General features: G+C 65.3%; 9 protein-coding genes and 1 pseudogene. All 10 read left to right on the forward strand.

Features of this window, described 5'->3' with window-relative positions; genetic code table 11:
* Positions 1-294: 294 nt before the first annotated feature.
* A complete protein-coding gene (locus tag FJW06_RS18005; protein WP_006201274.1) occupies positions 295-996 on the forward strand; it encodes a response regulator transcription factor in 702 nt (233 codons plus the stop codon).
* Between the two features lie 147 nt (positions 997-1,143).
* Positions 1,144-2,928, forward strand: coding sequence for a sensor histidine kinase (locus FJW06_RS18010; RefSeq protein WP_140753568.1), 1,785 nt, complete (start codon positions 1,144-1,146; stop codon positions 2,926-2,928).
* A 14-nt stretch (positions 2,929-2,942) separates the two neighbouring features.
* Positions 2,943-3,398: an HPr kinase/phosphorylase gene (locus FJW06_RS18015; protein WP_140753569.1), complete on the forward strand. Its 456-nt coding sequence runs from the start codon at positions 2,943-2,945 to the stop codon at positions 3,396-3,398.
* Positions 3,399-3,561: 163 nt separating this feature from the next.
* Positions 3,562-3,963, forward strand: coding sequence for a PTS sugar transporter subunit IIA (locus FJW06_RS18025; protein WP_027166957.1), 402 nt, complete (start codon positions 3,562-3,564; stop codon positions 3,961-3,963).
* Complete coding sequence (locus FJW06_RS18030; protein WP_140753571.1) at positions 3,960-4,256, forward strand: HPr family phosphocarrier protein; 297 nt, start codon at positions 3,960-3,962, stop codon at positions 4,254-4,256. Before FJW06_RS18025 ends, FJW06_RS18030 begins: the two co-directional genes overlap by 4 nt.
* A gap of 264 nt (positions 4,257-4,520) precedes the next feature.
* On the forward strand, positions 4,521-5,921 hold the full coding sequence (gene ahcY / locus FJW06_RS18035) for an adenosylhomocysteinase (protein WP_140753572.1): 1,401 nt from the start codon (positions 4,521-4,523) through the stop codon (positions 5,919-5,921).
* A 189-nt stretch (positions 5,922-6,110) separates the two neighbouring features.
* A complete protein-coding gene (locus tag FJW06_RS18040) occupies positions 6,111-8,690 on the forward strand; it encodes a PAS domain-containing sensor histidine kinase (protein ID WP_140753573.1) in 2,580 nt (859 codons plus the stop codon).
* 10 nt (positions 8,691-8,700) lie between these two features.
* Positions 8,701-10,212 carry a tRNA (adenosine(37)-N6)-threonylcarbamoyltransferase complex ATPase subunit type 1 TsaE gene (tsaE, locus tag FJW06_RS18045; protein WP_140753574.1) on the forward strand — a complete coding sequence of 504 codons (1,512 nt, stop codon included), beginning with the start codon at positions 8,701-8,703 and terminating at the stop codon, positions 10,210-10,212.
* Positions 10,209-10,985 carry a nucleotidyltransferase family protein gene (locus FJW06_RS18050; protein WP_246674668.1) on the forward strand — a complete coding sequence of 259 codons (777 nt, stop codon included), beginning with the start codon at positions 10,209-10,211 and terminating at the stop codon, positions 10,983-10,985. Before tsaE ends, FJW06_RS18050 begins: the two co-directional genes overlap by 4 nt.
* A gap of 60 nt (positions 10,986-11,045) precedes the next feature.
* Positions 11,046-12,113 (forward strand): annotated as a pseudogene (locus FJW06_RS18055) (double-strand break repair protein AddB); the annotation flags it as partial.

Genomic DNA, 12,113 nt, shown 5'->3' on the forward strand with positions numbered 1-12,113 from the left:
GCCCGCACCGGGGCTGCCAAGGTTCAGAACCAGAAAAGCCGAATGATATCAAATCATTAATCGATTTAAAAAATTTGAAAGTTGTTTAAATCGTTTATATGTGCAAAAAACCACAGACGTTGCCCAAAGGATTGGCAGCTTCGGTTCGTCCGATCCTAATAGAGGTGCGATGGTGTGTAGCGGCAGGCCGCCCGTGACTTCGGACAGGGCCCGTGCCACATTTTGTACCCAATTTGTCCTGCAAAAGCCCCTTCTCGACGACAGAAGGGACAGCTCATGAGGGAGCCGCTTGAAATGGCAACAATCGCGCTTGTCGACGACGACCGCAACATTCTGACCTCGGTGTCGATCGCGCTCGAATCCGAGGGCTATCGGGTCGAAACCTACACCGATGGCGCGTCGGCGCTGGAAGGCCTGGCGGCGCGGCCGCCGAACCTCGCCATCCTCGACATCAAGATGCCGCGCATGGACGGCATGGAGCTGTTGCGCCGCATGCGGCAGAAATCGGACCTGCCGGTGATCTTCCTGACGTCGAAGGACGACGAGATCGACGAATTGTTCGGCCTCAAGATGGGCGCCGACGACTTCATCCGCAAACCGTTCTCGCAGCGCCTGCTGGTCGAGCGGGTGCGCGCGGTGCTGCGCCGCACCAGCGCCCGCGAGGCGGCGGCCAAGGCGCCCAGCCAGCAGGCCCGCTCGCTCGAACGCGGCCAGCTGGTGATGGACCAGGAGCGGCACACCTGCACCTGGAAAGGCGAGCCGGTGACGCTGACGGTGACCGAGTTCCTCATCCTGCATTCGCTGGCGCAGCGCCCCGGCGTGGTAAAAAGCCGTGATGCGCTGATGGATTCGGCCTATGATGAACAGGTCTATGTCGACGACCGCACCATCGACAGCCACATCAAGCGGCTGCGCAAGAAGTTCAAGGCCGTCGACGACGACTTCGAGATGATCGAAACCCTTTACGGAGTCGGGTACCGGTTCCGAGAGGCATGAGATAGGCAGTAGACAGCAAGGACTAGTCAGTAGTCAGGTTTTGAATGATGTGAGCGGGCACTCGTGCACAGCCGCGGTCAGCCAACCGTTGTTCCTACTGCCTGCTCCCCACTCACTACTCACTAACTAAGCAGGGCCTGCTATTCGATGGCAGTGGAAGTAGAGCGAGGCAGACGGGCGGGCGCGGCGAAGCGTCCGCCGCGGATCGTGCCCGCCTTCGTGTCGAAAATCACGGTGCCGATGCGCCGGTTTCTCGGCCACCACATCTTCTCCAGCCTGACGCGGCGCATCCTGTTCCTCAACATGGCCGGCCTTGCCGTGCTGGTCACCGGCATCCTCTATCTCAACACATTTCGCGACGGGCTGATCGATGCGCGCGTCGAAAGCCTGATGACGCAAGGCGAGATCATCGCCGGCGCGATCGCGGCCTCGGCGACCGTGGAGACCGACTCGATCAGCATAGATCCGGAAAAGCTGCTTGAGCTGCAGGCCGGCGAGAGCCTTGGACCTGGTTCCGACCAGCTCGACAATCTCGATTTCCCGATCAATCCGGAACGCGTCGCGCCGGTGCTCAGGCGCCTGATCTCGCCGACGCGCACACGCGCCCGCATCTATGACCGCGACGCCAACCTGCTGCTCGATTCGCGGCATCTCTATTCGCGTGGCCAGATCCTGCGCTACGACCTGCCGCCGGTCGAGGACGAGCAGCCGGACCTTCTGGAACGGGTCGAGAAATTCATCTTCGACTTCTTCCGCAACAAGGACCTGCCGGTCTACCGCGAGCAGCCCGGCGGTAATGGCGCGGCCTTCCCGGAAGTGGTCAAGGCGCTGACCGGCAGCCCCTCGACGATCGTGCGGGTAAGCGAGCAGGGCGAGCAGATCGTCTCCGTCGCGGTGCCGATCCAACGCTTCCGTGCCGTGCTCGGCGTCTTGATGCTGTCGACCGAAGGCGGCGACATCGACAAGATCGTGGCGGCCGAGCGCAAGGCGATCCTACGCGTGTTCGGGGTGGCGGCTCTCGTCACTGCGATCCTGTCGTTGCTTCTGGCGTCCACCATCGCCAATCCGCTGCGCCGGCTTTCCGCCGCCGCCGTCAGGGTGCGGCGCGGCGTGAAGAGCCGCGAGGAAATTCCCGATTTTTCCGATCGTCAGGACGAGATCGGCAATTTGTCCATTGCCGTGCGCGACATGACGAACGCGCTGTACGCGAGGATCGAGGCGATCGAAAGCTTCGCCGCCGATGTCTCGCACGAGCTCAAGAACCCGCTGACGTCGCTGCGCAGCGCGGTCGAAACGCTGCCGCTGGCGAAAAACGACACGTCTCGCGCGCGTCTGATGGAGATCATCCAGCACGACGTGAAGCGGCTCGACCGGCTGATCACCGACATCTCCGACGCCTCCCGCCTCGACGCGGAGCTCGCGCGGGAGGACGCCGGCAGGGTCGATTTGAAGAAGTTCATCACCGACCTCGTCGCCGTGTCGCGCGAGACCACGCGCAACAAGAAGGCCGTCGAGATCGAGTTCAAGGCGGCAAAGCTGCCGGCCGGCGCTAAAGGCTTCTTCGTTGTCGGCCATGACCTCCGGATCGGCCAGGTCATCACCAACCTGATCGAGAACGCGCGCTCCTTCGTGCCCGACGAACACGGCCATATCGCGATCTCGCTGGCGCGCGCCGGCAAGTTCAACATCATCACCGTCGACGACAACGGCCCGGGCATTCGGGCCGAGAAGATCGACCGCATCTTCGAGCGCTTCTACACCGACCGGCCGGCCGGCGAGGCGTTCGGCCAGAACTCCGGCCTCGGCCTGTCGATCAGCCGCCAGATCGTCGAGGCGCATGGCGGCACGCTGACGGCCGAGAACATCCCCGGCACCAAGCCCGGCGAGATCAAGGGCGCGCGTTTCGTGGTGACGCTGCCGGCGGAAGGCTGACCGCCGAACCGACCATGCCGGACACGAAGCCCCGCAACATCCATGGGACGGCTCTGCTGATCGGCGAGCATGGCGTGCTGGTCACCGGGCCGTCCGGCGCCGGCAAGACGACGCTGGCGCTGACGCTTGTCGATCATTGCCGCACCCGCGGCATGTTTTCCCGGCTGGTGGGCGACGACCAGTTGTTTTTCGCCACCCATGGCGGCCGGCTGGTGTGCCGCGCGCCGGCAAGCATCGCCGGTCTATGCGAGGTCCACGGCATCGGGCCGCGGCCGCTGACCTTCGAGCCGGCCGCCGTGATCGATCTGGTGGTTCGGCTTGTCGAACCGGCCGACATGGCGCGGGTGCAGGACGAAAGCGCCGAGACCATCGCCGGATGCAGGCTGCCCCGCATCGACGTCGCCCGGCAGAATGTCACGGCCGCGCTGCCCATGCTGATGGCGCGGCTGTCGATCCAGCCTTTTTCATGATCCGCCCGGGTTTTTTGCTGCGATGCGTCAAAATGGCCCCAGCCGCCGCAATTTTGGGCTTGTCAACCGGCCGCGCGTCGACAAGATAGCGCTCCCGCCGCCTGGAATGGCTGGCGAACATAAGATACGCCTGTGAAGCGGCGATGACGGGAGCCACCAGAGAATGATCGGACTCGTGCTCGTGACGCACGGTCAACTCGCCACCGAGTTCCGGCATGCCGTAGAGCATGTCGTCGGGCCGCAAGACAATTTCGAAACCGTGGCGATCGGCGCCGATGACGACATGGAGCAGCGCCGGGCCGACATCGTCGACGCCGTGGCGCGCGTCGACACCGGAGCCGGCGTCATCGTGCTCACCGACATGTTCGGCGGCACGCCCTCCAACCTCGCCATCTCGGTGATGGAATCCGGCCGCACCGAGGTCATCGCCGGGATGAACCTGCCGATGCTGATCAAGCTCTCCTCGATCCGCAAGGGCGACAACATGGCCGCCGCGCTCGACGAGGCGCAGGCGGCGGGCCGCAAATACATCAACGTCGCCAGCCAGCTCCTGAGCAGCAAATGAACGCGTCGGCGCCGCAGACGGACGAAGTGGTGCGGGAGTTCCTGATCATCAATCAGCGCGGCCTGCATGCGCGCGCTTCGGCCAAGTTCGTCCAGGTCGCCAGCGGTTTCGACGCCACCATCCATGTCGAGAAGGACGGCGTGAAGGTCGGCGGCACCTCGATCATGGGCCTGATGATGCTGGCGGCGAGCCCGGGCTATTCGATCCGCGTCATCGCCACCGGCCCGGAGGCCGTGCCGGCCATGGACGCGCTGGAGCAGCTCGTCGCCTCGCGTTTCGGCGAGGAAATCTAGAGCAACTCCAAGAAAGTGTGAGCGGTTTTCCGTCCGGGATTGCGTAAAAACAAAGAGATAGGGCGTTCACCGTTTCCGTGAAACGGTGAACGCACTAGTCCCCAGTCCCGCATCTCGCGCTTCCAGGACATGCGCGCATAAAGATTTCTTTATGTCCCATTGTCGTATGGCGACCGATCTGCTAGTCAGGCCGGCAATCGCGCCCTCCCACGCGCCTCCCGGCGTCGGCGCGTCTTTGAGAAAAAATCACACCGGAGCACTGCCATGACGGGTAGCAAGGACTATGTGGTCGCCGACATCTCGCTTGCCGGCTGGGGCCGCAAGGAGATCGAGATCGCCGAAACCGAAATGCCGGGCCTGATGGCCTGCCGCGAGGAGTTCGGCGCCAAGAAGCCGCTGAAGGGCGCGCGCATCACCGGCTCGCTGCATATGACCATCCAGACGGCAGTGCTGATCGAGACGCTGAAGGCGCTGGGCGCCGATATCCGCTGGGCCTCCTGCAACATCTTCTCGACTCAGGACCATGCGGCCGCCGCAATCGCCGAGGCCGGCATCCCGGTCTTCGCCGTCAAGGGCGAGTCGCTCGAGGATTACTGGAACTACACCGACCGCATCTTCCAGTGGACCGACGGCGGCACCTCCAACATGATCCTGGACGACGGCGGCGACGCCACCATGTACATCCTGCTCGGCGCCCGCGCCGAGGCCGGCGAGGACGTGCTGTCCAATCCCGGCAGCGAGGAGGAAGAGATCCTGTTCGCCCAGATCAAGAAGCGCCTGAAGGCCTCGCCCGGCTTCTTCACCAAGCAGCGTGAAGCGATCCGCGGCGTCACCGAGGAGACCACCACCGGCGTCAACCGGCTCTACCAACTGCAGAAGAAGGGCCTGCTGCCCTTCCCGGCGATCAACGTCAACGATTCCGTCACCAAGTCGAAATTCGACAACAAATATGGCTGCAAGGAATCGCTGGTCGACGGCATTCGCCGCGGCACCGACACGATGATGGCCGGCAAGGTCGCGGTGGTCTGCGGCTATGGCGACGTCGGCAAGGGCTCGTCGGCCTCGCTGCGCGGCGCCGGCGCCCGCGTCAAGGTGACCGAGGTCGACCCGATCTGCGCGCTGCAGGCGGCCATGGACGGCTATGAGGTGGTGACGCTGGAAGAGGCCGCCCCCACCGCCGACATCGTCATCACCACCACTGGCAACAAGGACGTCGTCACGCTCGACCATATGCGGGCGATGAAGGACATGGTGATCGTCGGCAATATCGGCCACTTCGACAACGAGATCCAGGTGGCGTCGCTGCGCAATCTGAAATGGACCAATGTCAAGCCGCAGGTCGACCTGATCACCTTCCCGGACGGCAAGCGGATGATTCTTCTCTCCGAAGGACGCCTGCTCAACCTCGGCAACGCCACCGGACATCCGAGCTTCGTCATGTCGGCCTCGTTCACCAACCAGGTGCTGGCGCAGATCGAGCTCTTCACCAAGCACGGCCAGTACCAGAACCAGGTCTATGTGCTGCCCAAGCATCTCGACGAGAAGGTGGCGCGGCTGCATCTCGACAAGCTCGGCGCCAAGCTGACCGAGCTGTCCAGCGAGCAGGCCGCCTATATCGGCGTGACGCCGCAGGGCCCGTACAAGCCGGAACACTATCGCTATTAACCAAAACGAAATTATCTACCAGATATTGAGGCCGAGTGGTTGACTTCCGCCCGGCTTTATTTTTTGCGCCAATGATTCTTCACGCCGATTCCGGCAAGCGTTATTGTTGTGATTCGCGGTCCGGGGACATGTTGGGCCGGGGACGCATTCAGGGCGGTCTTGCATTCAAGCGGCGAAGAGGACCAAGACATGCCGGGGGATTACCCGCCACGCGCGGGAACGGCCGTTTCCGGCGGCCATGAGGATTCGAACAAGGCCGGCCACGCCGTGAGCGGCGGCGGGTTTCATGCCGGCTCGCGGCTGGCCTCGCTGCTTGCCACCTCGGCGCTCGCCGGCCCGCTGCTGGCCTTTGCCGCCCACGCCGAAACGGCCCTTCCCGGCAAGGCCGCGGCGTCGTTCGGCACCGTCGAGGTCATGCAGCTCGCCATGTTCGTCGGCGTCATGGGCGCAGCACTTGTCTCGGCCATCTTCCTGATCCGCGAGCGCACGCGCACCGCCTCGCAGAATGTCCAGCTCAGGGCCCGCATCGCGGACGTCAACGCGGCGCTGCAGCGTTCCGAGGCACTGCTCAACCTGCGCGACCAGCGCGTCGTCGTCTGGGCCACGGACAAGAAGAAGCCCGAGCTCATCGGCAGCCTGCCGCTGGAAAGCGGCGCGCCTGACGACAGGTCTGCTTTCCTCGCCTTCGGCCGCTGGCTGATGCCGCGTTCGGCGGCGGCGTTGGAGCACGCGGTCGCCGCGCTGCGCGAACAGGCGAAGGCCTTCGATCTGGTCATCGAAACGCAGGCCGGCGTCCCGCTGGAAGTGCATGGCCGCAAGAGCGCGGCGCATGTCCTGGTGCGCTTCGTGTCGCTGTCGGAGACGCTGCGCAACCAGGCCAGGCTGAAGATCGAGAACCAGCGGCTCAGCGCCGACTACGACACGCTGGTCGGCCTGCTCGACGCGTTGAAGATGCCGGCATGGCTGCGCGCCGCGGACGGGCGATTGCAATGGGTCAATCGCGCCTATGCCGAGGCGGTGGAGGCCGAAAGCCCAGCCGCGGCCGTGCGCGACGGCAAGGAATTCCTTGGCGGCCAGGCGCGCGAGCAGATCGTCGAGCAGCACAGGACGCGCCCGGTCTTCGAACAGACGCTTTCCACCGTGATCGAAGGCGACCGCCGCATGTTCGTGGTCACCGACTTCGCCGGCGCCGACGGCTCGGCGGGGCTTGCCTGCGACACAAGTGCCGCGGAAACGATCCGCGCCGAATATGAGCGTACCGTGCGCAGCCATGCCGACACGCTCGACCAGCTGAACACCGCGGTGGCGATCTTCGATACCGACGAGAAGCTGCGCTTCTTCAACCAGGCCTTCCAGAAGCTCTGGGGCCTCGACTCGGGCTTCCTGCTCAGCGCTCCCTCCAACACGCTGCTGCTCGACCGGCTGCGCTCGGAAGGCAGGATCGCCGAGCAGCCGGAATGGCGACGCTGGAAGGAGAACCTGCTCAGCGCCTACCGCGCCGTCGAATCGCAGGAGCATTGGTGGCACCTGCCGGACGGCAAGACGATCCGCGTGGTGGCGAACCCGCAGCCGAAGGGCGGCGTCACCTGGGTGTTCGAGAACCTGACCGAGAAGATGGACCTCGAAAGCCGCTACCAGACCGCCGTGCGAGTGCAAGGCGAGACGCTGGACAACCTCGCCGAAGGCGTGGTCGTGTTCGGTCCGGACGGGCGGCTGCGGCTGTCCAATCCGGCCTTCGTCGCGCTGTGGGGGCTGACAGCGGAAGCGGTCAAGCCGAACGTCCACGTTTCGGCGATCCGCGAGTTGTGCGACCAGCGCGCCGCGAACAGCCCGTGGGCCGGCTTTGTCGCCGCGGTCACCGGCTTTGACGACGAGCGCCGCGACCGCCGCGGCCAGATCGAGCTCGTCAACGGCAACGTGCTGAGCTACGCGGTGATCCACCTGCCCAACGGCCAGGTGATGATCACCTTCGTCGACGTCACCGATACCGTGAATGTCGAACGGGCGCTGAAGGACAGGAACGAGGCGCTGGAGAAGTCCGACCAGCTGAAGAATGAATTCGTGCAGCACGTTTCCTATGAGCTGCGCTCGCCGCTGACCAATATCATCGGCTTCACGGAGCTTCTGTCGCTGCCCGCGACCGGGCCGCTGACGCCGAAGCAGCGCGAATATGTCGAGCATGTCGGCTCGTCGTCCTCGGTGCTGCTCACCATCGTCAACGATATCCTCGACCTGGCCACCGTCGATGCCGGCATCATGCAGCTCGACATCTCCGAGATGAACATCGACCGGACGATCGCCGCGGCCGCCGAACTGGTCGCCGACCGGCTGGACGAACATCAAATCAAGCTCACGGTCGACGCGGCCGAGGCGCCGACGAGCTTCCATGGCGACGAGATCCGCATTCGCCAGATCCTCTACAACCTGCTCAGCAACGCGGCGAACTACGCGCCGGAGGCAAGCACGATCCGGCTGACCTGCCGCCGTCTGGCCGACGGGGTCGAGTTCTCGGTGCATGATGACGGGCCGGGCATGCCGCCGGACGTGTTGGAATCGGTCTTCCGCCGCTTCGAGCCGCGCGCCAATGGTGGGCGGCGGCGCGGCGCGGGACTCGGGCTCTCGATCGTCAAGAGCTTCGTCGAACTGCATGGCGGGACGGTCCGCATCGAGACCGGCCAGGACAGGGGCACCACGGTGATCTGCACCTTCCCGGACAAGCCATCCGGAATCCCGGATACGCCGGCCGGCATCCGCGACGCAGCCGAGTAGCGCGGCCTATATGACAGGAATGGCGCTGGAGCGTTTTCTCGCCGATGAGGTGGCAACGGCAAAGCTTGGCGAGGACCTCGCCATGGCATTGCGCGCTGGCGATGCGATCGCGTTGAGGGGCGATCTCGGCGCCGGCAAGTCGACGCTGGCCCGCGCGCTGATCCGGGCGCTTGCCGATGATGCCGGTCTCGAAGTGCCTAGCCCGACCTTCACGCTGGTGCAGAGCTACGAGACTCGCATTCCGGTGCATCATTTCGACCTCTACCGGCTTTCCGCGCCGGACGAGCTCGACGAGCTCGGCCTCGACGATGCGCTCGGCCAAGGCGCGGCGCTGGTCGAATGGCCGGAACGGGCCGGAGACCGTTTGCCGGCAAACGCTCTGTGGGTCGATCTCACCGAACAGGGGGAAAGCCGCGTGGCGAGGCTTTCCGGGCAGGGACCGGCCTATGATCGCGCGGCGCGGTCGCTGGCGATGCGCGATTTCCTGGCCGCCGCCGGCTGGGGCGACGCCAGCCGCCGCCATTTCGTCGGCGACGCCTCCGCCCGCTCCTACGAGATCGTCTCGCTGCCCGGCCAGATGCCGCGCGTGCTGATGAATTCGCCGCGGCTCGTGCTCGGGCCGCCGGTGCGCGACGGCAAGCCCTATGCGGTGATCGCCCATACGGCGCAATCCGTCACCGCCTTCGTCGCTATCGACCGGGCGCTCTATGCCGCCGGCGTCAGCGTGCCAATGATCCACGCCCAGGACCTCGACGAAGGTTTTCTGCTTCTCGAGCATCTCGGCTCGGAAGGCTTTTTGAGCAAGGACGGCCAGCCTGTCGCCGAGCGCTACGAAGCGGCGGCGGAGTTGCTGGCCATGATGCACGGCAGGGAATGGCCCGCGCGCATGGAAGCGGCGCCCGGCGCGTTCCACGACGTGCCACCTTTCGATCGCGACGCCATGTTGATCGAGGCCGATCTTCTGGTCGACTGGTATGTGCCTTGGATCACCGGCGGGCCGGCGAGCGACGACTTGCGGGCAGGCTATCACCGGGTATGGAACGCCCTTCTCGACCGCCTCGCGGGCAGCGAATACACGCTGATGCTGCGCGACTTCCATTCGCCCAACATCATCTGGCGCGCCGAGCGGTCCGGCCTCGACCGGCTGGGCATCGTCGACGTGCAGGACGCGCTGATCGGGCCGGCGGCCTACGACGTCGCCTCCTTGGCCATGGATGCGCGCGTCACCGTTCCACCCGAGATCGAACGGCGGACGGTTGCAGCCTATGTCGCGGCTAGGCACGCAGCCGGCGCTTTCGACGAGGCCGGTTTCGCCGAGGCCTATGCGGTCATGGCGGCGCAGCGCAATTCGAAGATCCTCGGCATCTTCGTGCGGCTCGAAAAGCGCGACGGCAAGCCTTACTATCTAAAGCACCTGCCGCGCATCCGCGATTATCTGAGGCGGGCGCTGGCGCATCCGGCGCTGGCCAGCCTGAAGGAATTCTACATGGCACACGGCCTGCTCGAGGAACGGGTCCCATGAAGCCCCCGACCATGACGCCGAAGACCGCGATGGTGTTGGCGGCCGGGCTAGGCAAGCGCATGCGGCCGGTCACCGACACGATGCCCAAGCCGCTGGTGAAGATCGCCGGCAAGACCTTGCTCGACTGGGGGCTGGACAGCCTGGAAGCCGCCGGCATCTCCAAGGCCGTCGTCAACGTGCATTACCTGCCCGAGCAGATCGTCGCCCATGTCGCCCACAGGCGCGCACCGAGGATCGTCATCTCCGACGAGCGCGAGGGACTGCTGGAATCGGCGGGCGGCATCGTCAAGGCGCTGCCGCTGTTGGGCAGCGAGCCCTTCTACGTCATCAATGCCGATACCTTCTGGATCGACAGCGGTCAGCCTAGCCTCGAGCGTCTTGCCCTTGCATGGGACGTCGCGAGAATGGATATTCTGCTGATGCTTACTGATCTCGACTCAGCGACCGGGCACTGCGTCGGCACCGATTTCCTGGTTGCCCCGGACGGAGTTCTACGGCGCTCGAAGGGCGACCTGGCGGGCCTGATCTATGCCGGCGCCGCCATTATCCACCCGCGCATCTTCAAGGACGCGCCAACCGGCTCCCATTCGCTCAATGTCTATTTCGACAAGGCGATCGCCGCCGGGCGCCTGTTCGGCATGAAGATGCACGGACGCTGGATCACCGTCGGCACGCCCGACGCCATTCCAGCCGCCGAAGCGGCCGTCGCCGGCGACCTGGCATCCGCATCGGCCCGAAAATCGGCTCCGATTTTCGGAAAGCACGATGCGTAGAGTCAAAGGGTTGGATCGTCCTTTGTGCGCCCAAACGGGCGCACGGCGATCTAATGTGGTATGAGCGGCGCGCGCCGCGTCCTTTCCATCCCGCCCGGAGCGCCGTTCCTGCCGACGCTGGCGGAAGCGTTGCTCGACGGGCGATTGATTCCCGGCTTCCGTTTCGACGGCGAGCCGCTGGCGTTAGCCGACGCCACCATCTATGTGCCGACGCGCCGCGCCGCGCGTGCATTGCGCGGCGCCTTCGTCGACATGCTTTCCGAGTGGGGAGGGGGAAAGCGCTCCGCCATCCTGCCGACGGTGCGGCCGCTCGGCGAATTCGACGAGGACGAGGCAGCCTTCAACGCGGAAGCGGCGCCGGCGATAGACCTCGCGCCGCCGATCGCCGCACAGGAACGGCTGTTGTTGCTGGCGCCGCTGGTGCGCGCCTGGAAGGAAAGCCTGCCGGACCATGTCAGGGCCCGCTTCAACGAGGAATTCGTCGTGCCGACCTCGGCCGCCGACGCCATCTGGCTGGCGCGCGACCTTGCCCGACTAATGGACGAGATCGAGACCGAGGGCACGGATTGGGCGAAGCTCGCGACGCTGGTCACCGGCAATCTCGCCGGCTGGTGGCAGGTGACGCTCGATTTCCTGGGCATCGTCACCGACAACTGGCCGGAATTGCTGAAGGAGCGCGACCGCTCCAATCCGGCCGCGCATCGCAGCGCCCTGATCCGGCTGGAAGCGGCGCGGCTGAAGCGCAATCCGCCGGCCGGTCCGGTGATCGCCGCCGGTTCGACCGGCTCGATTCCCGCCACCGCCGAACTGCTTGCCGTGATCGCCGGCCTGCCAAACGGCGCGGTCGTGCTGCCCGGGCTCGACCGCGAGCTGGACGACGCATCCTTCGCGGCAATCACGGCCCCGGGTGCCCGTCCGGCGACGCTCGGCCACCCGCAATACGGCCTCGCCAAGCTGATCGGCGGCATCGGCATTGCGCGCCGCGACGTCGAAGACGTCGTCGCTGCGCCATCGCCGCTTGCGCTGCGCGCGGCCCTTGTCGGCGAGGCGCTGCGGCCGGCCGAAACAACCGAATACTGGACCGAGACGCGGCCGCGCTTCACGGCATACGATATAGAACGGGCGCTT

The sequence above is a fragment of the Mesorhizobium sp. B4-1-3 genome (genome assembly GCF_006439355.1).
Classification (GTDB): domain Bacteria; phylum Pseudomonadota; class Alphaproteobacteria; order Rhizobiales; family Rhizobiaceae; genus Mesorhizobium.

Bases quoted from the DNA above. Each gene is read 5' to 3' on its own strand.
- FJW06_RS18005 (WP_006201274.1), top strand. From the start codon at position 295: ATGGCAACAATCGCGCTTGTCGACGACGACCGCAACATTCTGACCTCG.
- FJW06_RS18010 (WP_140753568.1), top strand. From the start codon at position 1,144: ATGGCAGTGGAAGTAGAGCGAGGCAGACGGGCGGGCGCGGCGAAGCGT.
- FJW06_RS18015 (WP_140753569.1), top strand. From the start codon at position 2,943: ATGCCGGACACGAAGCCCCGCAACATCCATGGGACGGCTCTGCTGATC.
- FJW06_RS18025 (WP_027166957.1), top strand. From the start codon at position 3,562: ATGATCGGACTCGTGCTCGTGACGCACGGTCAACTCGCCACCGAGTTC.
- FJW06_RS18030 (WP_140753571.1), top strand. From the start codon at position 3,960: ATGAACGCGTCGGCGCCGCAGACGGACGAAGTGGTGCGGGAGTTCCTG.
- ahcY (WP_140753572.1), top strand. From the start codon at position 4,521: ATGACGGGTAGCAAGGACTATGTGGTCGCCGACATCTCGCTTGCCGGC.
- FJW06_RS18040 (WP_140753573.1), top strand. From the start codon at position 6,111: ATGCCGGGGGATTACCCGCCACGCGCGGGAACGGCCGTTTCCGGCGGC.
- tsaE (WP_140753574.1), top strand. From the start codon at position 8,701: ATGACAGGAATGGCGCTGGAGCGTTTTCTCGCCGATGAGGTGGCAACG.
- FJW06_RS18050 (WP_246674668.1), top strand. From the start codon at position 10,209: ATGAAGCCCCCGACCATGACGCCGAAGACCGCGATGGTGTTGGCGGCC.